This window comes from Paenibacillus ilasis, from assembly GCF_043195395.1.
In the GTDB taxonomy this organism is placed as follows: Bacteria; Bacillota; Bacilli; order Paenibacillales; family Paenibacillaceae; genus Paenibacillus_AQ; species Paenibacillus_AQ lautus.
In genome coordinates, this window is sequence record NZ_JBHDJG010000001.1 from 1,527,524 (window position 1) to 1,549,048 (window position 21,525).

Annotated in this window: 19 protein-coding genes; 16 read left to right on the top strand and 3 right to left on the bottom strand. The window is 49.2% G+C overall.

The features are described from left to right. Window positions 1–98 precede the first annotated feature (98 nt). The 5 genes from ACETK5_RS07400 to ACETK5_RS07420 all read left to right on the top strand — a co-directional run bounded on the left by ACETK5_RS07400 (window position 99) and on the right by ACETK5_RS07420 (window position 5,265). The gene (locus ACETK5_RS07400; RefSeq protein WP_394054862.1) at window positions 99–2,168 is read left to right on the top strand and encodes a hypothetical protein; all 2,070 of its coding nucleotides are present in this window, start codon (window positions 99–101) and stop codon (window positions 2,166–2,168) included. A 42-nt stretch (window positions 2,169–2,210) separates the two neighbouring features. Further along, window positions 2,211–2,963, top strand: coding sequence for a vWA domain-containing protein (locus tag ACETK5_RS07405; RefSeq protein ID WP_100539444.1), 753 nt, complete (start codon window positions 2,211–2,213; stop codon window positions 2,961–2,963). Between the two features lie 10 nt (window positions 2,964–2,973). Beyond that, complete coding sequence (locus ACETK5_RS07410) at window positions 2,974–3,816, top strand: hypothetical protein (protein ID WP_100537973.1); 843 nt, start codon at window positions 2,974–2,976, stop codon at window positions 3,814–3,816. Window positions 3,817–3,976: 160 nt separating this feature from the next. Beyond that, on the top strand, window positions 3,977–4,774 hold the full coding sequence (locus ACETK5_RS07415; RefSeq protein ID WP_394054864.1) for an SDR family oxidoreductase: 798 nt from the start codon (window positions 3,977–3,979) through the stop codon (window positions 4,772–4,774). A gap of 110 nt (window positions 4,775–4,884) precedes the next feature. Further along, window positions 4,885–5,265: a DnaJ family domain-containing protein gene (locus tag ACETK5_RS07420; protein ID WP_100537971.1), complete on the top strand. Its 381-nt coding sequence runs from the start codon at window positions 4,885–4,887 to the stop codon at window positions 5,263–5,265. 123 nt (window positions 5,266–5,388) lie between these two features. On the opposite strand, the gene gluQRS is transcribed toward ACETK5_RS07420, so the two are convergent. Then, window positions 5,389–6,366 (bottom strand): tRNA glutamyl-Q(34) synthetase GluQRS, encoded by a 978-nt coding sequence (gene gluQRS, locus ACETK5_RS07425; RefSeq protein ID WP_394054867.1) that lies wholly within the window; start codon window positions 6,364–6,366, stop codon window positions 5,389–5,391. A gap of 185 nt (window positions 6,367–6,551) precedes the next feature. Between gluQRS and hrpB the strand changes: the two genes are divergently transcribed. The 7 genes from hrpB to ACETK5_RS07460 all read left to right on the top strand — a co-directional run bounded on the left by hrpB (window position 6,552) and on the right by ACETK5_RS07460 (window position 14,937). Then, window positions 6,552–9,062, top strand: coding sequence for an ATP-dependent helicase HrpB (gene hrpB / locus ACETK5_RS07430; RefSeq protein ID WP_394054869.1), 2,511 nt, complete (start codon window positions 6,552–6,554; stop codon window positions 9,060–9,062). Window positions 9,063–9,140: 78 nt separating this feature from the next. Then, on the top strand, window positions 9,141–9,692 hold the full coding sequence (locus tag ACETK5_RS07435) for a general stress protein (protein WP_100537968.1): 552 nt from the start codon (window positions 9,141–9,143) through the stop codon (window positions 9,690–9,692). A gap of 230 nt (window positions 9,693–9,922) precedes the next feature. Then, a complete protein-coding gene (locus ACETK5_RS07440; RefSeq protein ID WP_394054871.1) occupies window positions 9,923–11,119 on the top strand; it encodes an acyltransferase in 1,197 nt (398 codons plus the stop codon). 301 nt (window positions 11,120–11,420) lie between these two features. Continuing rightward, entirely contained in the window at window positions 11,421–11,780 is a 360-nt protein-coding gene (locus ACETK5_RS07445; protein WP_071220214.1) for a helix-turn-helix transcriptional regulator, read from the top strand. A gap of 42 nt (window positions 11,781–11,822) precedes the next feature. Further along, the gene (locus ACETK5_RS07450; protein ID WP_100537966.1) at window positions 11,823–12,827 is read left to right on the top strand and encodes a Gfo/Idh/MocA family protein; all 1,005 of its coding nucleotides are present in this window, start codon (window positions 11,823–11,825) and stop codon (window positions 12,825–12,827) included. Window positions 12,828–13,023: 196 nt separating this feature from the next. Further along, window positions 13,024–14,295 carry an MFS transporter gene (locus ACETK5_RS07455; protein WP_326113048.1) on the top strand — a complete coding sequence of 424 codons (1,272 nt, stop codon included), beginning with the start codon at window positions 13,024–13,026 and terminating at the stop codon, window positions 14,293–14,295. An 81-nt stretch (window positions 14,296–14,376) separates the two neighbouring features. Further along, a complete protein-coding gene (locus ACETK5_RS07460) occupies window positions 14,377–14,937 on the top strand; it encodes a winged helix-turn-helix domain-containing protein (protein ID WP_100537964.1) in 561 nt (186 codons plus the stop codon). A gap of 66 nt (window positions 14,938–15,003) precedes the next feature. Here the strand turns inward: ACETK5_RS07460 and ACETK5_RS07465 are convergent, their stop codons facing one another. Beyond that, window positions 15,004–15,567, bottom strand: a complete 564-nt coding sequence (locus tag ACETK5_RS07465; RefSeq protein ID WP_100537963.1) for a TraR/DksA C4-type zinc finger protein — start codon at window positions 15,565–15,567, stop codon at window positions 15,004–15,006. Between the two features lie 237 nt (window positions 15,568–15,804). On the opposite strand from ACETK5_RS07465, the gene ACETK5_RS07470 reads away from it, so the two are divergent. Continuing rightward, window positions 15,805–16,182, top strand: coding sequence for a DivIVA domain-containing protein (locus ACETK5_RS07470; RefSeq protein ID WP_009590687.1), 378 nt, complete (start codon window positions 15,805–15,807; stop codon window positions 16,180–16,182). Between the two features lie 67 nt (window positions 16,183–16,249). Here the strand turns inward: ACETK5_RS07470 and ACETK5_RS07475 are convergent, their stop codons facing one another. Next, window positions 16,250–16,816, bottom strand: a complete 567-nt coding sequence (locus ACETK5_RS07475; protein WP_394054875.1) for a cupin domain-containing protein — start codon at window positions 16,814–16,816, stop codon at window positions 16,250–16,252. Between the two features lie 250 nt (window positions 16,817–17,066). Here ACETK5_RS07475 and ACETK5_RS07480 point away from each other — a divergent pair, with 250 nt between their 5' ends. The 3 genes from ACETK5_RS07480 (at window position 17,067) to ACETK5_RS07490 (ending at window position 21,413) form a co-directional block, all read left to right on the top strand. Further along, entirely contained in the window at window positions 17,067–19,751 is a 2,685-nt protein-coding gene (locus ACETK5_RS07480) for a CHASE3 domain-containing protein (RefSeq protein ID WP_394054877.1), read from the top strand. Between the two features lie 275 nt (window positions 19,752–20,026). Next, the gene (locus ACETK5_RS07485) at window positions 20,027–20,914 is read left to right on the top strand and encodes a BglG family transcription antiterminator (protein ID WP_100537961.1); all 888 of its coding nucleotides are present in this window, start codon (window positions 20,027–20,029) and stop codon (window positions 20,912–20,914) included. A gap of 1 nt (window position 20,915) precedes the next feature. Further along, complete coding sequence (locus ACETK5_RS07490) at window positions 20,916–21,413, top strand: PTS sugar transporter subunit IIA (RefSeq protein WP_100537960.1); 498 nt, start codon at window positions 20,916–20,918, stop codon at window positions 21,411–21,413. The last annotated feature ends 112 nt before the right edge of the window (window positions 21,414–21,525 follow it).

Here is a 21,525-nt window from a genome sequence, read left to right on the forward strand (position 1 = left end):
ATAACCCGGTTTTCTTGCAATTTTGGATGTTTAGAATATAACAATCTGGTTAATAGAGTTATAGAGTTAGGTAACGGAGTTAAGAGAGGATGACGTTCATGACATTTCAGCCAAACCCGGGCGATGGGATTGTTGTAAATGGAACGGCTTATACAGTAGGGCAGCATCCCGCAGCGCCAGGCGTAGCCTATGCCCAAGCTGGGAGGCAGGGAATCGTCTACCAGTTGATCCCTGTGGATGGGGAGCTGCATGAAGCCAAAGCACTAAAAGTCTTTTTTCCTAAGTTCAGAATTCCGGCTATGGTGTATCAATCCGAACATATGGGGAATTATCGCGAGATACCGGGTTTGCAGGTAAGCAGTCGAGAGGTGCTCACTCCCGAAAGAAACGGAGATTTGATAGCGGAATATCCGGATTTGCTCTACGCGGTCATCATGCCATGGATTCATGGATGTACTTGGTTTGACGTTATAAGCGATCAGCGTAATCTGGGACGTTCTGAAAGTCTGATGCTTGCCAAGGCATTGGCAGCCATCGGCTCAAGCATGGAGCAGCGCGGATTAGCCCACTGTGACCTGTCTGCGCCTAATGTCATGCTTCCGTTTTTTTCGGAAGTGAAGCTTCCGGAAGGCGCTGCCGCCGTTGAGCTTGTCGATGTGGAGCAGATGTACAGCCCCAAAATGGATCGACCTGATGTTTTGCTTGCTGGCTCTCCTGGGTATGCGGCTCATCGAACGGTGCATAGCGGGTTATGGAGTTCTTATGCCGATCGTTTCGCAGGTGCTGTTATCATTGCGGAAATGCTGGGATGGAGCGATCCGGCAATCGTTAATCGGGCATGGGGTGAAAGCTATTTTGATCAGCATGAAATGCAGACCCCGTGCGAGCGTTATTTTTTACTGAAAAAGTCGCTGGGTCAGCGTTGGGGTACACGGATTTCGGATCTGTTCGGCAGAACCTGGGACAGTCAGGATTTGAGCAGCTGCCCTACCTTTGGTGAGTGGCTGATTGCATTATCATCTTTAAGTGAGGAAGAAGAGGTGGAGGAAGTCCCAGCCGTTATAACCGCTGCCGCCGCCCATGACGACAATTCGGATGAAGTCCGTTCTGAAACTCCCCAGGAGGTGCCGGCCGAAATTATGGCATCGCTCGGAATTGAGCCAGGCACCCGGGAGGTCAACGATAATGTGGTTGGACGCTTGTTTCATCAGGCGCGTGATCTGGAGGATGCGGGTAATCTTTCCGGTGCTTTGGAAATATTCCGCTCCGCGTATCATTTCGTAAAGAAGGACAGTCCGCTTGAAGTGGAGCTTGCCGCCGCTATACAGGGGCTAGAGGAGCAGCTTCGTCCGGCTGAAGAATCATCCAACAAAGGCTTTAAAGCACTGTTATTATCCCGTAAATTCATGCTCTCGACCGCTGCGGCTATCGTCATTTTGGCAGGTTCTGCGATTACGGTGAATCAGATTTTGGCGGAGAAAGCAGAGAACCGTCAGTTGGATTCCCAGCGATTAGCCGAGCAGCAAGCGCAGGAGAAAGAGGAAGCTGCGCGTAAGCAAGAGGAAGAAGCGCGGAAGCAGCAGGAAGAGGCTGCCCGGAAAGAAGCAGAGGCTAAGAAAGCGGAAGAGGAGCGCTTGAAGGCAGAAGAGGCCAAGAAGGCTGAAGAAGCCGAGCAGGCTCTGAAGGAACAGGAGAAAGCCGAGCTTCAGACGAAGTATGAGAAGCAGGCGAAGTATGAAGCTTATCTGGCATCGCTTGAAGAGAAGAAAAAGAAGCAGGCATTGCAAGAGAAATATGACAATCAAGCCAAGTATGAAGCGTACTTAGCTCAGCTGGAAGAGAAGAAGAAAAGAGCGGCCCAGGAAGCAGCGGCTGCCAAAGCTGAGGCAGAGCGCCAGGCGAAAGCAAGAGCTGCCCAAGAAGCCCAAGCCGCAATGCTCCAGAAGCAGCGTTCCCAAAACGTTGTAGAACTGGTTGCCCTATATAATAAGGCGTATAATGCGCAGGTAGCCGGCAACAAAGACCGTGCTAAGAATGCCGCACGTGAATTCATAGAGCTGTATAACAAGGATAAGGCTTATTATAAGACGGTTGGTAAAATGAGCACCCGCCTTAACAATCTGCAGCAATTCATAAGTGACGACAGCCACTGGATACCAAAACTGTAAAGAAGTAAACATGACGAAATGCAGGGGTGAATGTTATTCACGATGAACTATACCATTCAAGCATCACAGCGCACGCCAGCGCTCATTATATATCTGATTGATATCAGCGCGTCCATGAATATGCTGATGGAGGACCGCAGGCGGATCGACGTAGTTTACGAAGCATTGTCCTTGGCCATTCGGCAAATGGTATTTCGCTCCACCAAAGGCAATCGCCTGACGCCCCGGTACCGGATTGCCATCCTTGCATATAGCGATGATGTCTATGATTTGTTAAACGGGATTAAGGGCATTGATGAAATTGCGGCGATCGGCTCGCTTCCGGATTTGACCCCTAAGCGGTTCTCCGATTCGGCGAAAGCGTTCCTTCAGGCCGAGAAAATCCTGCAATCGGAGATTCCGAATATGCAGGATTGTCCTGCGCCGCTCGTGTGCCACATGACGGATGGTGTGGCAACGGGAGAGGATCCGGAACCGATTGCCCGCCGCATCATGAACATGAGCGTTCCGGACGGCAACGTGCTTGTGGAGAATATCTTCATTTCCGATCATCTGATGAATCAGCCGATATCGGAACCGCGCCGCTGGAAAGGGATTTTGACTGATACTTCGCTTGAGGATGAACACGCGCGTAAACTTAAAATGATGTCTTCGGTTCTTCCCGAAAGTTATCGAGAAATGCTGCTTGAGGCAGATTATCAACTGAGCCCGGGAGCCTTGATGATGCTCCCAGGCACTTGCTCTGAGCTGGTGTCCATCGGGTTTCAGATGTCAGCTGCCACGCCGGTAAGGTAAGAGGTCACAGATGAAGCGATCATACGCAAGAAGCATGGAATCGTTGGGAATTCGTAAGCGGAAGGCTCAAGCCGCATCGTTTTATTATGAGAGCAAGCAGACCGTGGAAGAACCGATTACGAAGATTAAAGATTTGTTCACATGTCGTTATGCGTATGGCAGAGCGGCGGAGTCTGTCATGCTCTCCGAGATGGGGCAGGATTTCATTGCATTAAAGATGAATGAAAATGTGTGCCATTTTGTATTGTGTGATGGTGTCGGATTGAGTTATCGAGGCGATGTGGCCTCACGTCTGTTAGGTCAGGGGTTGATGAACTGGCTGGAAACGGTTGAGGAACTCACATCCGCATCGCTTGAACGCAAACTGAAAGAACTTACGCATGAAGCTGATCGTGAAATGCGGACTCATTCCCTGAGCTCCGAAACGCCCAAGCTGCTTCGAGAAGTACTGGAAGAGAAGCAGCGCAAGGGAAGCGAAGCCATGTACATCTGTGGTCGCATCGAGCTTTCTTCGGGTTTTCGTCGCAAAGGGAGGTTGTGGCTCGCCTGGCAGGGTGACTCCAGGGTACGCTTGTGGCGCAAGGAAGACGAGATCACCTCGGTATTCGGAGATCGTTTCCGAACGTCGGAACGCTGGTCTTCCCGAAGTGGTCCGATCGGAGGCAGCCCTCATGTGTTTTCGTGCAAATTAGACCCGGAGACCGAATATCGGCTTCAGCTGTACAGCGATGGGCTCAACGACCTAGATCCCATGAAGGAGCCGATTCCCGATGAGGAAGTGCAAGTATTAATGAATGCTCGCCATACCGACGGCCTGGAAGATGATGCTTCCTTTCTGGAGATTGTTTGGTAGGTTTCTAAGAATGTTTTTTAGAATAAACGCTGAGTCGGACCCAAAGGTCCGGCTTTTTTGTGCAAAAAATTAGAAATCATGATTATAAAACAACTCCTTTTGGGTAATCTTGTGACAGATGAATGCATAACGGATTACGATAAAAAGGAGCGTGTGAATAATGAATGAAGGACACGGACGTTTTCAAGGGAGAACAGCTATCATTACCGGAGCCGGATCAGGCATTGGGAAGGCTGCGGCCATCCAGCTGGCAAAGGAAGGCGCAAATGTTGCCTTATTCGATCTGTTGGATGACCGAACGAATAAAGCGGAATCGGAGATCAACTTGATTCGCGATGGTTCCGCCAGAGCCTTTGACGTGGATACCACAGATCCTGACCGGGTAGAGAAGGCAGTCCTCGAAACGGTGGAGATTTTTGGCGGTGTCGATATCGTATTCGCCAATGCAGGGATTAACGGCGTGATGACGCCAATTGATGAAATGAAGCTGGAGGAATGGACCAAGACGCTGAACGTGAATTTGAACGGTACGTTTCTGACGGTCAAATATGCGATTCCGCACCTCAAGAAACGGGGACAGGGCAGCATTATCATTACCAGCTCCGTCAATGGCACCCGAACCTTCTCCAACTTTGGGATGAGCGCCTACAGCACAACTAAAGCAGGACAGGTGGCTTTTGCGAAGATGGCCGCGCTGGAGCTGGCGAAATTCAAAATCAGGGTGAATGTCATCTGCCCCGGCGCGATATCCACCAACATTGATCAAAGCACGAAGAAACAGGGAGATTTGGAGGAGATCGTGATTCCGGTGGAATATCCCGAGGGGAGTCAGCCGCTGTCTGACGGTCCGGGTACACCTGAAGAGGTGGCGGATTTGGTGGCGTTTCTCGCTTCCGATCAATCCAGACACATTACCGGGGCGCAAATCTTCATAGATGGAGCCGAATCGCTCTTGTAAATGGATCAGGAGCAACACCCTGAGGGTTCCCTGCATTTAGACCTTGGAATATACAAGGCGCTGCTATATGATGAGGAGGACGAAGGAAAAAAGGAGGAGGCTGGGGAATCATGAGCATCTTTTCCAGATTGGCTGAGCAGAAGATCGAAGAAGCGATCCGCAACGGAGAGCTCGATCATTTGCCTCTTGCCGGGAAGAAACTTCCGATCGACGATCTTTCGCACATTCCGGAGGATCTGAGAATGTCCTACCGCATCATGAAAAATGCGGGTTATGTCCCTGAAGAAGTTACGCTTCGCAAGGAATGCGTTCAGCTGTATGACTTGCTCGGTGCTGCCCGGAACGACGGTGAGCAGGAGCAGCTTCAACGCAAGCTGAATGAAAAGCATCTTAGATTGCAATTGCTGATGGAACAGCGGGGGTTTAGCGGGAATAGCGCGTTTACGCAGTATGAGTCCAAGGTCAGGGAACGATTAACCCATGAGGAATAACAGAACAGCGCCAGCCTTTCTTCTCTTATTGAGGATGAAAGTGCTGGCGCTGATTGTTTATCAGGATATGAAGGAACGTAATTTGAATATTGCTCATGAATCCCTTATTTCGATGAATCGCAATCAGGATTCAAACAGCTGACGTTTGACATGTTCCGTTATTTTTATCGGGGCAGAAGATACTTTCGATAAGTCAAAAACAGGAATTAAATCCGCAGGGCGAACGGATTCCGGATGTTCCAGGAGACCGACGGTCCAAGCCAGCCAGCCGATGATGCGCTCGGGCATGATGCCCTGGCCGCGAAGAAATGAGAGGCTAAGTCCGCGGGTTCTCTTGGCGAGCCTTCTGCCTTCCGCATCTACCATCAATGGGGTATGCGCAAACTGTGGCGGCTTGTAGCCTAACGCTTGGTATAAGAGAAGCTGACGTGGGGTGGAGTCTAGTAGATCGGCTCCTCGAAGTACATGGGTTATGCCCATTAACGCATCATCAACGACCACCGCGAGTTGATAGGAGATGATATCGTCTGCTCTGCGAACCACAAAGTCTCCCCCATCGGATAGCCGATAGGACTGCTCTCCGGCGATGCCATCAACAAAGGAAACGATGGTTTGCGGTACCTTCATCCGCAGCGAAGGCTTCTTATGAAGCGCTCTAAGCGCCGCTTCCTCCCGAGATAAATCTCTACAGGTTCCCGGGTAGCGGAGGCCTTCCGAGGCAATGCCGTGCGGTGCGCTGGCTGCAGCCGTTATGTCGGCCCGACTGCAATAGCAGGGGTACAGTTTATTCGATTCCTTCAGCCTTGTGATTTCCCGCTCGTATAACGCTTGGCGTGCCGCCTGATGATAAGGTCCGTAGGCCCCGGCAAGACCGGGACCTTCATCCCAATCCAAGCCGAGCCATTCCAGATCTCTCATCATCTCCACCGCAAGCTCCTGGCGAGAACGCTGCACATCGATATCTTCTATACGGAGTATATATTGTCCGTCCATACTCCTGATTTGCAGCCATCCAAGTAAAGCGGTCAACGCATTGCCGATGTGCATCTTTCCTGATGGCGTAGGGGCAAAGCGGCCGCGAAATGTGGCATGCAACTCCATACATTTCACCTTCCGACTACATGAATCTTGATGTTTATGTTTACATGGGAATGATATTCATATTGTATCGCAATTATATCGATACTTTCCAGCCGTGGCACAAGCAGCTCCCCTTGACGTACATCGGCTGTTTTATATAATTAAGGGATTATATTGATATTTGATAGGATAACGGAGATGTATCCATGACTGAATTACCGATTCACCGCATACTTCCACAATTGAAAATGGCTTTATCTACTGGAACCCATGCGGTTTTGATTGCTGAACCGGGTGCAGGGAAGACGACCCAGGTGCCCTTAGCATTTTTGAATGAAAGCTGGCTGGAAGGCAAGCGGATCATCATGCTGGAGCCCAGAAGAATTGCAGCGCGCTCGGCCGCGAGTTATATGGCATCCTCTTTGGGAGAGGCAGTTGGTGAGACGATCGGTTATCGCGTCCGAATGGACAGCAAGATCGGTCAGAACACTCGGATCGAAGTCGTGACGGAAGGCATCCTGACGCGCATGCTGCAGGATGATCCGGAATTGACCGGCATCGGTATGATTATATTCGACGAATTCCATGAACGAAATTTACAGGCCGATACCGGCCTGGCTTTTGCGATGGAATCCCAGTCGGTGCTGCGGGAAGACTTAAGGCTGCTCGTCATGTCCGCTACCCTTGAGGCTGAGCCAGTCGCGAGGCTTCTTGGCGATGCACCGGTCATCGTTAGCGAAGGGCGTGCTTTTCCAGTATCTACTCACTATGTACGCTCATTCTCTCTCGACGAGTTGCATAAAGGTGCAGCGAATGCCATCTTGCGGGCACTCTCCGAACAACAAGGCGATATCCTTGTATTTTTACCGGGCGCCCGTGAAATCAGGAAAACCGCTAACGAATTAGTAAGAACGGGTTTAAGCCAAGATGTCGTCATTCGGGAGTTATACAGCGCGCTTCCAGCGGAGAAGCAGGATGAAGCAATCAGACGCGATTCGAACGGCAGGCGTAAAATTGTACTCTCTACTAGCATTTCCGAGAGCAGTATTACGATCGAGGGAATCAAGACCGTTGTTGACAGCGGTTATATGCGCACGGAGGTGTTCTCGCCGAGAACGGGACTGCCGCAATTGATTACGAGACGGTTATCCCGGGCATCCGCGGATCAGAGAAGGGGAAGGGCCGGGCGCGTATCGGCTGGTGTATGTTATCGCTTATGGAGTGAGGAAGAGCATCGCCATCTGCCGGAAAGCACCATTCCGGCGATCCGTGAATCCGACCTGACGCCGCTGGCCTTGGAATTGGCGGTATGGGGGACGCGTGATCCGGAGCAGCTTGCCTGGCTGGATGCGCCGCCGCGACCAGCTCTTACGCAAGGACAAGCTTTGTTGAGGCAGCTGTCGGCTCTGGATGATTCGGGAAGTATCACCCAGCATGGCCGTGAGATGGCGCTGCTTGGGCTCCATCCGAGGCTGGCTCATATGCTGATAAGGGCACAGGAAATAGGTGAGGCGTCACTGGCCATCCGAATCGCTGTACTGCTTCAGGAGCGTGATATCATGAGCAGAGGTGAGGCCATACGGGATCAGGATTTGCGATCGCGTGTGGAGCGTCTTCTGTTGTTTGAGCGCCAAGGTCAGCAATCGGCTGAGCAAGACATGACAAGTGAAGCCGTGCTCCAGCGGATGAAACAAGAGATCAGGAAATTGCATACACAGCTAAATGTCGCATATACGATAAGCGGGAACCTGAATTTCTGCGGCCTATTACTGTCGTTTGCCTACCCGGAACGGATTGCGAAGAACAGGGGAGGAAGCGGGTTCCTGATGCGCAGCGGCAGAGGTGTGAAATTGGTGTCGGTTCAGCCTATGAGCCGTGCCCAGTATATTGTGGTCGCTGCCGTTGATGATCAAGGCGCAGACGGGAATATTCAGCTTGCTTCTGAAATGGATGATTTATGGCTTGATAAGTATTATTATGACGAGATGGAACAGCGTAAAGAGGTCGTATGGGATTCTGCTTCCGGCAGCATCAGGGCGAGGCAGAAGCTGATGCTTGGAGCCCTCGTTATCAAGGAACAAGCCTATTCGAATCCGACTGGGGAGGAAATAGCGCTAGCCCTGCTGCAAGGAATCAGGCAGGAGGGCCTTGGATTGTTGCAGTGGAGCAAGCCAGCACTGCAGCTGAGAGAGCGGCTGGCCTTTATGTTCCGGCATGATCCCGAGGGAAATTGGCCGGATGTTTCGGACGAGGGCCTGCTGAATCAAGCGGAGGAGTGGCTGCTCCCTTATTTGGAAGGGCTGCGGAATCGAAATGATATAAGACGTCTTGCTCCGGGAACGCTCTTGGAGCATATGCTTAGCTGGGAGCAAAAGCAGCAGCTTCAGAAGGAAGCGCCGACTCATATCAGGGTGCCGAGCGGGTCCTTGATCCCAGTTAACTACAGTGACCCTGAACAACCGTTCCTGGCTGTCCGCCTGCAGGAGATGTTCGGACTCCAGGATACGCCGCGGATTGCGGAGGGTCGGGTTGCGCTGACCTTGCATTTATTGTCACCCGCCCAAAGGCCCGTTCAGGTGACCTCGGATCTATCCAGTTTCTGGCGCAGCGGCTATTTCGAGGTGAAAAAAGACTTAAAGGGGAGATACCCTAAACATTATTGGCCTGATGATCCCATGGAGGCGACTGCAACCCATCGGACCCGGCCCAAGGCTTAACACAGCAGTGTCACGTTTAATTTCCCCCTCCGTCGGGTAATGTTAAATATAAACGACCACCGATAAGGAGGGTTTATCATGGAGAAGAAAATTGTTGGAGTATTCCGTTCGGAACAGGAAGCGGCTCAAGCCATCGAGCAGCTTCAACGGCATGGGATTCCGAACGATGCCATTTCCATTATAGCGAAGGATCAACGCGAAGCAGATATGATTGCCGAGCAGACGGGGACGATGGCGCCTGAAGGGGTAGCTGCAGGTGCGGCAACAGGCGGCATTCTTGGAGGTACGGCAGGTTTGCTGGCAGGACTCGGGGCTTTGGCTATTCCCGGCATCGGCCCGATTCTTGCCGCAGGACCTATAGCAGCGACGCTTACCGGCGCAGCAGTCGGTGCGGGAGCCGGCGGGTTGGTCGGTGGTTTTATCGGCCTTGGCATTCCGGAAGACGAGGCGAAAGAGTACGAGTCTCATATCGAGCAAGGAAGGATTCTGGTATTAGTTGATGCTGATCAAGAAAATACAGGCATCTACGATATATTCCGCGATTATGATTACAGAAACGAGGGCCGTGCCGGAGCGGTAGATCTGGATCGGGACGACAGGCTTCCGCCGCGAGGGACTACGCTGCTGTAAGGAAACATCAACCGGTTCCGAATGGAGCCGGTTTTTTTATAGATATCAACCACGTTCTGTCTTCTGTTAAGGTACTTCGATCGATGTGTTTCTTAAGATACATAACCATATAGATCAACCTTCGTTTTGCTTATAACATTAGGATCAGTAAATAATTGGATTACCCGATCAAGGGCAGTCTCCCTTACAATGAGGGGTGTTCACACGAAGTCAGACGAAGGGGGAGCAGTATGCCCAAAGAAAGAATACCGGAAATCGAGCGCTTACGGGGAATTGCTTTTCTAGCCGTGGTCTTACAGCACTCCATCGCACATTATTCGGTCGCGCCGGGAATGACGACAGGTGATGGTTTGATGATGGCAGTTCTTCTGATGGCGACGAAATTTGCTGTACCCGTCTTTATTTTTATTACCGGCATGGTGCTGTTTTATAACGATAAAGGTCAGCTGCATTACGGAAGGTTCATCAAGAGGCGTTTTGGTGACATCTACGTTCCGTTTGCTGTATGGACCTTGATTACTTTATTGATCAATCATAGGTTCCATCCTGCTGTCATTGAGGACTGGAAGTATCTTGGAGAAGTATGGCTAACCGGGAAATCGAGCTCGCATTTTTGGTACATCATTATGCTGTTTCAATTCTATCTGCTGTACCCGCTGTTCCGCTCCGCTATACTAGGAATCAAAGAAAGATGGGGCTGGAAGACGCAGCTTAAGATATTGGTCTTATCCGGACTATTGTACGTGGGTTTGACAGGAATGATTAGCGATATTGGCCAATGGATGGGGAGCTTGAATATCCCGGTATGGAGTGATCTGTTCACAACCTACGCAGATCGGAACGCACTTTATTATTTCTTCTATTTTGCACTGGGGGCGGCAGCCGGTTTATACCATGACTCTTGGAAAAAATGGATTCAAAAGGCACGGCCGGCTATATGGCTCATCTTCGCATTTTTGTTCGGATGGATGCTCATGCAGGCCGTTAATGAACTTCGTTCCGCTGCGAATGGCACAATCACGTTCTATTCCTTATCACTGCTTCGTCCGATGATGGCACTTTTCCTGATTAGCTCTATATTGGTCATGTACGAGGTGGCCGGCTGGATATGCCGTCATGCCGGGGCGGGAGCGAATGCGCTTCTTGCCTCCATTGGGCTCTATTCGTATGGTGCCTACCTGATGCATCTTTTGACACTGCGTATAAGCTATGCAGTCGATGAATCTTTGCTGATCAGCATGCACCCTCTGGTTCGGATACTCTCTTCATGGATCATCAGCGTGGGCTTGGCTTACGGGGCCACACGCTTGCTCGCCAAGCTGCCGTTCGGGAAGTGGCTTGTCGGAATCGCTGGAACAAGAAAAAATGGCGGTGTTCGCCCATACGGCAAATCACACCCCACAACCGGTACATCCACCGGGATGTGAATTAAACCCACCCTTGAGGGTGGGTTTTTTGTGATACCAACCCTTCGATCCACGCCAACAACCCAAAAAGCAACAGATGAAAAATCATATATTATATAAATTCAACATATGAAAAATTCACAACAACAAAAACATAGACGCCATCGCATCACTTTTATTCACCCAACACCCGACAACGTTTCAAGCTACGCCTTCTTGGTTTAAAAAGAGGGGGATGCTTCCTATTGTGCAAACTGGGAAACTGTGGGTTATAATTAGGTATATTATGGGACAAGTAGCTCGTGAAGGAGGAGGCGTCCAGATGGCATTTATGATCGCCCAGCGTGCTTTTATCAAAGTATATCTCATTACCATGGTGGAGCAGCAGCGCGGATACGGATATCAGATGCTGGAAGAACTGCGGCAAGAATTCAAGAGCCATGGGTATTCACCGCCGCAAAGCGAAATTTACCGGGCGCTGCATGAATTGGTGCAGGAGGGTGTACTATACCGTACCAAGCAGCTGAAAGGGAATGATCCGCGGGTCGATTTTCAAGAAATCGTTCTTTATCATTTTACCGATGACGGTGCCGAGAAAGCTAAACTCTACAAAAAACAGGTCAAAACAGATTTGGATCGATGTTTGGGGATCCTTCATAAAGCGGTAAACGATAATTTTTAAAAAACCATCGGAATGGAATGCAGCCAAAGGAGGAATGACCTCGTGAGCAAGAAACTGCGCTTTGGAATTATGAGTACTGCTCGGATTGCAAGAAATTCAATGATACCAGGCATATTGAAATCGGAACGCTGTGAAGTCGGGGCGGTCGCTAGCCGCAATGCAGAAAAAGCTAGTGAGCTTGCCGAGCGATATCATATCGGGAAATACTATGGATCCTATGACGAGCTTCTGGAGGACCCCGACATCGATGCGGTATATATTCCATTGCCGAATCACCTGCATAAGCCTTGGACCATCAAAGCGGCACAGGCCGGCAAGCATATCCTATGCGAAAAACCGGCAGCCCTGACCGAAGCGGATGTCCGTGAAATGGCTGAGGCTGCTAAAGCACACAACGTGCTGTTTGCCGAAGCCTTTATGTACCGATATCATCCGAAACACGCACGTGTACGCGAAATTATCGAAAGCGGCGAAATCGGCCAGCTTCGCGGAATTCACGGATCGTTCACCTTCAACAATGCGGAGGATAAAAGCAATGTTCGTTACAGCAAGGATATGGGCGGAGGCTCAATCTATGACGTGGGATGCTATCCCATCTCGGCGGCGCGAATGATTTATGGGCAGGAGCCCAAGGCTGTAACGGCCCATGCCTTTTTTTCTGAGGAGCATGACGGAGTGGACATGATGGTCCACGGGATGGTGGAATTTGAAGATGGACTGGGGCTTACCTTTGAGTGCGGGATGTGGACATATTCCCGATGCTCTTTAGAGATCGCGGGAACCGATGGCAGGATTGAGCTACCTTCAGCCTTTGGATGGGAGAGGATGGAGGACATGGCCCAGATCTGCGTTCATACGGCTAAGGGATCCCGTGAGGAGAAGGTAGGGATATACAACCACTTTGCACTGCAAGCGGATGCTATGGCAGCAGCCGTGATGGACGGCACGCCGCTGCCATATGGTCCGGAAGATGCCATCAGCAATGTCAGAGCCATTGAAGCGTGTCTTCAAGCAGCCAGATCCTCATCGCGAGTGGTCATTAAATAAAGAAGCAACACGGTCAAAATATCCGTTAGACCCAATAAATCGCCAACATGGCGGTTTATTTTTTTTTACCTATTGCATTCCTCTTCGAAATCATTAAAATAAACTTAACGATAAAATAATTTTAACGTAAATATTATTTTAATGAGTTGAAAAAGTTTAATGTTGTTATCCATTTAACGAAGAGGAGTAGGAAACCATGCAAAATGCCGCTGTTTTAGAAAAGCAAGGATTTGGTCAGCTCTTGAAAATCCGCCCCTACCTGATTTATTTATCTGCCCAGGCCATTACCCGATTCGGGGATTCCCTGGATTCCATCGCTTACAGCTGGATGGTCTATATGCTCACAGGTTCAGAACTATTAATGGGTACATTGTTCGCCTTTAATTTTTTGCCTGGGTTACTTTTTAGTTTGTTTACCGGGGCCTATGTAGACCGCTGGCCGAAGAAACTAGTGCTTGCCTTAACCTATCTTAGCCGCGGTATTGTGGTTTCGATAACAGCTTTTCTGTACGCTGTGGGTTCCCTTGAAGTCTGGCATTTGTTCCTGTTCACGTTTCTAAATTCAACCCTGGAATGCTTCTCCAGACCCGCCGAGACCTCCATCGTCCCCCGGTTGCTGCCCAAGGACAAACTGCTTGCAGGCAATTCTTTCTCAACTTCCGTAAGTCGGAGCGCAGAATTAATCGGTTTATCCATCGCCGGGGCCCTTATCGCTCTGATCGGAATTTCGGGAACGATCCTGATGGATGCCGTAACGTTTCTCATTGCCGCCACGATTATCGCTTTTATGCCGAATCCAGAGGCAGCCGAACAGGCTGAGGCCAAGGATGCCTCCACACAGACAGAGATGACTAAAACGGTGCTGGGCGACATTAAAGAGGCTCTGCTATTTGTGAAGCAGCATACGCTGCTCCTCATAACAACGATGCTCGCCATGATCAATAATTTCTGTTTGGCTCCCCTGAATGTACTGCAGCCGGTCTATGTCAAGGAGACCTTGGGTGCCGGAGCCGGAGGTTTGAGCGTATTAGGAACGGCCCTCCTGATCGGCATGATTTGCAGCGGGCTATGGATTGGACGTTACGGCAAGAGCTTCAAAAAAAGCACCTTGATCATGTCAGGCTCGATCATGCTCGGGATCGGATATTTTGCATTAGGGATTCCAGGGCATCTGCCGGCATGGCGCGTGGAGTCTGCAGCGGTCTGCATGTTTGTTGCCGGATTTGCCGTCTCTTTGCTTAGTGCCCCTATCTCGACGTATCTGATGGAGGTAACGCCGAGGCACATGCTGGGCAGAATTGGCGCCCTTATGTCGGTAGTATGCACGGCTGCCATTCCTGTGGGGAGCTTGATAACGGGACTTGTGGCGGAGCATCAATCCCCTCCTTTGCTCTTCTCGATCATGGGAATTATCATGATGCTACCCGTGATATTCCTCATTCGGAAGAAGAGTTTCCGTGCCATTTAAATCCTTCGCGTTTTGTAATTTCGGCATTGTCGGCCTATAATGGAAAGAAGCGAAAAATAACATGAAGCTGAGGTGTACGGTGTGGAAACGAAGGAACTGACTACACTGGAAGAGATCAAAATATATTCAGATCCATATCGGCTCCAGATTTTGAATGTATTGAATAAGATGGACCGTCCGGCAACGGTAAAGGAAGTCGCGGACAAGATCGGGGATGTGCCTGCTAAAGTTCATTATCATATGAAAAAGCTGGAGCGAATCGGATTGGTCAAGATCGTATCCACGAAGGAGATCAACGGTATCATTGCTAAATATTATGAGCCTTTTGTCGGGACGGTAAAGATCAAACGCGGGGCAGATTCCGACGAGCCGGTCATCAAGGAATTAATTCGATCTGAAACGAACAAATTATTATCCGAGCTGTTTGACCAGAATAGAGACCGTTTCTTCAAAAATATGAGTCAAGATGGCGAAACAACGTCCATGTTAACCAATACCACCTTGTATATGAGCGAAGATGAAGCGCGTGAGTTTTTTGTTGAGCTGGATAAAATGCTGACCCCTTATAAAAAGAAACGCGGGGAAGGTTACGATGAATATGAGTTTTTTGCTTCCAATGTTCGGACTCATAGAGAATCTTGATCACGCAAAGAAAGCTGGTACCTCAAGGTCAGGTACCAGCTTTCCCGTCTATTTTGCAAAAGCAATTCATACATTCTTCTTATAATCGTCTTGTCCGGGTTTAATGGACATGCCGGGCGAAGTCGACGTTCCGTAATCCTCAACGGCGTCCCACGCGCCAGCGTCATCAAATTTACCGTCGGCCGCCTGTCGGTTGACGCCAGCTCCGGAAGGGGGCGGGGTCATGACATCTTCTTCAACCGGCCGGTTGTCGTTGATATCTTTCCGAGGCGTATGTTCGAGACAATAGGCCGTATAAGGCAAAGCTTCCAGCCGCTCGTACGGAATTTCTAGGCCGCACTCGGCACAGGTTCCATATTCGCCCTGGTCCATTCGCTGCAAGGCAGACACGATCTGCTCCAATTCATGATCAAGCGTTTCTTGAATGGCCAGGTCCCGTCCGCGTTCGAAAACCTCGGTCCCTACGTCTGCGGGATGGTTATCTGCTGCGCTTAGTTCTCCCGTGGAGTCCCGAAGGGAATGGTCCCTGTTGGTTTCTTCGCGTGACTTCAATTGTTCTTCCAATCGTTCTTTATCACTGAGCAACCGTCGTTTAAGTTCACTGTATTGTTGTTTCGTCATCGTCGTCATATAAAAGTCGCTCCTCTCTTTCGCTAAGTACAAAATAAAGCTTCTTATGTAAAATCAATACCCGAAATCGATTGGTAACAATCACATGAATCATGGGAACGGCAGCCTATCGTTTTTGGAACATTCTCCAAAAAAGCCCCGGAGTGTTTTAATCCCGGTGCTTAATATGATATAAACAAAGATAGAGAGAGAAGGCTAAAAAAGTAGGGCTGCACCAATATTTGGAGGTAAATCATTATGGATGAACACATGAAACGCCGATTGGATAAACAGAAAAAGCTATTTCGGCAACTAGGCATTCAACTGGACGCTTTGTCTATCCATGAAAAGAATTTTTCGAATAAACTGCGGGGTTACGATCAGGAGGAAGTGGATTCCTTTCTGGATGAAGTGATTCAGGATTATGAGCGGTTTTATGCCACCATCTCCGATCTTATGGATAAATGGCAGGAGCAGCAAATCACGATTCGCGATCTTAGAGCTGGCGTTAAGCCGGAAGCAGAACGCCCGGCACTGAATCCGGAAGAGATTGAAGAGACGGTGGCGAAGCTGGAAGCTGACTTGCGTTTGCTTAAGAAGCAGATCCGTCCTGAACAAAGATTTTATATTGATTGATGTTATACGTTGCGAGCGAAATCATTACATAAGAAGCGTCCCTATAACAATAACCACACATGGCCGATCACCGGCTGCGTGTGGTTTTGTTGTTTGGGTACCCGGTCATGAGTAAGGGTGGCGCCGGCATAGGCTCGTCCGAAGCGTCACTCTCCATCTTTTTGTGTAGCGGGACAGGTGCAATAAGCGCCTTCGAATGAGGTTTCGCGATCGTGCTATTACATTGCAGCGCTTCTGGACCCGTGAGGGTATAAGCCCAGACCGGGGCAATGTCCATTTGGTGTGGACGCTCGGTGTTATAGATCAATAGCAAGATCGTTCCAGGGGTTAACGCTGTTATCCAGTGACACCAATCGATCGGGGCGTGTATCACCTGACCGGGTACTAACTGATACACGAGATTCTGATGAGTATGCGGATCAACCAGGAAATAGCTGATTTCTCCGTGAATGACATAACATAATTCGTCCGTGTCCGGGTGGCTATGGGGAGAGAGGCCCTTGCCGCGTTCAAGGTGAATTTCTGACATCATCATGCCTCGAAGAAGGGGCAGCTCCAGTGACGACACATTCGCAACTCCGAGGCCCGTTATACGCTCAGCCTGTTTCCTGGGATGATAAACATGCCTCGTCAATGCAGTATCTCCTCAAGCGCTTTAAAGGTCATCATATGAGTGACTCCTCCTTTTTTAAGAATGAGATCTATAATGTTGTCCAAGCTTGATCCTCTATAATATATGCCCAAACGTGTATAAATCTGACTGCCTACGACTAAAGAATCATTGATGTCATCCAAACTGGTTTTGCTTGTAAACCATTTTCATAACAATTACTATGAGGATAGGAGCAGACTTAGACTGATAGATGACAAGGGAGGTTAGCCATTTGTCTAACAACCTGAAATTCAACATCCGCAGCAAGATTGTAGTCGGATATTTAATGATATTATTATGTCTTGGAGCTTTTCTCTGGATTGTATCAGACCGCATCTCTTCACTGCAGCAAGAGGCGGATTTTATAGAGAAGCATGATATCGAAGTACATAATCTTACGCACGAAATCGAGAAGAATTTACTTGAAATGGAAACTGGCCAAAGGGGTTATGTCATTACGGGGGATGATACCTATCTGGAGCCGTTCAACCAAGCGCTGTCGTCTTGGCAGATTAACTATAACAAGCTGTACAAGCTTGTTAGCGATAATTCGGAGCAAGCCAATCATCTGGAAAATATCAAGGAGAATATCAAGGAGTGGATCACCAACGCCGGTCAGCCTGCGGTCCAATTGAAGCAGCTCGGACAGGATGAGGAGGCTCTTCATTTCTTTATTAACGATCCCGGCCAGCAAGCCATGAACTCCATTCATGAGCTGTTCCTTTCGTTTAGAAGCAAGGAACGTGAATTGACAACCAGCAGGATCGAAGAGATGAAGGATAGCAATACCCATTTATTGTATACGATGTATCTCCTGTGGGCTGGAGCAGCGCTGATTACCATATGTGGGGCTTTGGTGATATCGAAGAGCATCGTAAGGCCGATCACTCAGGTAACTCATATCATCTCCGATATTGTCAAAGGCGGTAACCTCTCCCAACGGATTCATGTGCGATCCAATGATGAGGTCCGCCAGTTGGCGGACACAACCAACGAGCTTCTTGAACAAGTCGGCAGACAGAACTGGGCTAAGGATCATATTTCGGTTATGTCAACGCTCCTTCAATCGTCTGATCGCGTGGAGACGGCCGTACAGTTTTTCATTCATAAGCTGGCATTGATCATGAAGCTGCCGTACGGTGCTGTTTTTATTAACCGGGGGGGATCGGAACTGGTAAAGGCAGCTGCTTTTGCCGATCCGGATGGCGAGCCTTGGAACAAGGTCAGAGATCGCTTTTTGCCTGGTGAAGGTTTGGTGGGACAGTGCATGCTGGAACAGCGGATAATTATTCTGGACGATATCCCACCTAACTATGTGCGGATTGAATCAGGGCTGGGTGATGCTGAGCCTACCACGCTGCTGCTGGCGCCTGTTATGTTTGAAGGACAAGTGCTTGGTGTGATTGAATTAGCCAAGTTCAAGCCCTTCGATGAGCTGGAAATTCAGCTGATCGAACAACTGAATTTCCAGCTTGGGGTAACCTTGAACTCGATTCAAAGCAAAATGGAAATCCAGCAATTGTATCATGAATCCCAAACGCTGAATGAGGAGCTTCAGAGTCAGACTGAAGAACTGCAGGCACAGACCGAGGAGCTGCAAACCCATTCCGCAGAAATGCATATGCTGAACGAACGATTAGGGGCCCAGAAGGAGGCCGCATTAATTGCAGCCGGCGAATTGGAAAAATATGCGAAAGAGCTGGAGAAGAGTTCGAAATATAAGTCTCAATTTCTGGCCAATATGTCCCATGAGCTGCGGACACCGCTGAACAGCATGTTAATTCTTTCCCAGATTTTAGCTGAGAACAAGCAGGGGAACCTGACAGAGGAAGAGCAGCATTACGCTTCCGTCATTCATAATTCAGGCAGTGAATTGCTGAATTTAATCAATGATATTCTGGATCTGTCCAAGGTCGAGGCCGGAAAGATGCAGATCGAAATGGACTTGGTGAATTTGACGGAGCTCCCAGAACTGATGGAAGGGTACTTCTCCAAAAGCGCGGAATCCAAAAATCTGGAATTTGAAATTGAGATGGCCGACAATTTACCTGACATGATGTACAGCGATGGGATGCGGCTGCATCAAATTCTGCGTAATTTGCTCTCGAATGCGATTAAGTTCACGGAGAGCGGCAGCGTTAAATTACGGGTGAAGAAGATGAATTCGATTGTAACCTCGGATTTTGCGATCAGTGGCGACGTTATTGCTTTTTCCGTTGAGGATACCGGCATCGGGATTGCCGCAGAACATCTTCAACCGATCTTCGAAGCGTTCCAGCAAGGCGAAGAGACCACGGCCAGAAGATTCGGGGGAACGGGCCTCGGCTTATCCATATCGCTGCATTTAGCGAAGCTGCTGGGCGGGTATATTACCGTGGAGAGCGAGGAAGGAATCGGGAGTACCTTTGTTTTATATTTACCGCTCATTACGGAAAATGGCACCAGCGAAAGTCTGTTTTTGCTGCCTGAAGTAGCTGCCACTTCGAGCAGTGCCAGTTGGAGTGATCTCCGAATGGAGGCGTTCGACATGGAAGTACCTAGCCGTCTGGAGTACAAAACCGTATTGATCGTTGATGATGATATTCGGAACGTGTACGGTTTGACCAATGTGCTGGAGAAACTCCAGATGACCGTGCATACTGCCCAGAACGGGTTCGAATGCTTGGAGATGTTATACAAACATCAAACCATTGATGCGGTGCTGCTGGATATGGTCATGCCGGAAATGGACGGAGTCGAAACGATGAAGCGGATTCGCGAGAACCCGGAATGGGCGGAACTTCCCATTATCGTGATGAGCTCCAACACGATGAGGGATACGGATCAGTTTCTTGCAGACGGCGCGAATGGATATCTTCACAAACCCATTCATATCCAAGAAGTGATCCATATGCTTCAACAATGGATCGGGATTTAAGGAAATCGACCGAATATTATTCCTGTGGCGTAGCTTAAGATGATGTCGTGATGTCGTATGTTGACGAATGCAAGACAATTGTTTTATGATGGATTCATAGCAGCAACATAAAGCGGCGTGTTACCTTAACAGGGCATGAGCCAAGAAGAGACAGCTTTCACATGGGGTCTTTTCTTGGTTTTTTTAATGTTTTGGGGAATAAGTATAGCAGCATTTCTTTGGACATGAATCCTTCGCCGTTTCACTGATTAAACTTAAAGGAAAGGGGGAAGTTTATGAGCGGGATCGAGTTGTTTACAGTCGTACGTGTTATTGGTAACAATGTCGTGATGGTCACCGGCGGTAAGAAAGAATCGGAATACGTCATCTTAGGCAAAGGCATTGGCTTCGGCGCCAAAGCAGGCGGAACGATCGCTTCGGATGATAAGCGGATTGAGAAGCTCTTCAGGCTGGAGGATCGGGAGCAGTGGAGTCAAGCTCACCATCTGCTGGAAGAATTTGATCCACAGGTGATGGAGATCACGGATCAGATACTCAATATCATTGGACAGGAATTTCCGGGCACATTAAATGACAAGGTGTACCTGGCACTTCCAAGCCATATCCAGTTTACGATATACAGAATCCGTAAAGGCATGGATATTATTAATCCTTTCCTTGAAGAAACCCGGATCAGCTTCCCAAAAGAATATGATATCGCAGCCAAGGCAGCGGAATTGATCGGCCAGACCTTCGATATCGAAGTTCCGGAGGATGAGATCGGCTTTTTGACCTATCATGTGTATTCAGCTGTCAGCCATGTGCCCGTAGGCCATCTGGTGAAGGCATCGAATGTGGTGGGAAGCCTGGTAAGGTATATTGAAGAGGAACGGCAGGTTGCTTTTGACCGGGGAAGCATGGACTATGTCCGTCTTCTGATGCATTTGAGGTTCTCGGTAGACCGTATGTTGAATCAAGAAATCCATGTGGATAATCCGTTCGCGGACCAGATCCGCTCCAAGTTCACAAATGAGTATGGTCTGGCTACACGCCTCGCAGGCATGATGGAGAAAGAACTCGGCAAGAAAGTACCTGAAGCGGAGGTTTGCTTTCTAGCGATGCATCTATATCGGCTCTTCACAGGCCGACTACAGCAAAAGAATCAACCCAGGGAGGAATCTTAATATGTTTGATCGTTGGAAAAAGAAAAAAACAGCTACTGCCATTCAACTTACAGCACCATTGTCGGGTAAAGCGGTGCCTTTATCACAAGTGCCCGATGAGGCATTTGCTGCTGGTCATATGGGCCAAGGCATTGCCATCGAGCCTTCCGAGGGCAAATTAATTGCGCCTTTTGACGGGACGGTTGCGCATGTAATCAAATCCAAGCATGCCGTGATGCTGGAGGATCCGGCGACCGGTTTGCAGTATTTATTCCACATCGGGATTAATACAGTCGGTTTGAAAGGTGAAGGTTTCACAAGCCATGTTCAAGCAGGCGATCAGGTGAAGTCGGGTCAGACGCTCATCGAATTCGACATGGCTGCAATCCAAGCCGCAGGTTATCCGACGATTACCCCGATTATTGTGACCAATGCGGATGAGGTGGCTTCCAAGGTTGACGGTCAGACCGGCAGTGTCGTGTCCGGCCAGGATCCTGTCATGACCATTGAATTGAAGTAGTTCAATTCCATAGGCGATTGATTGAAATATTGGTTATTGACAAAACAGGAAGACGTGAATTAAGATAACAACATCAAAAGAATACGTTTTAAGGCGTGTTACCATAAACATG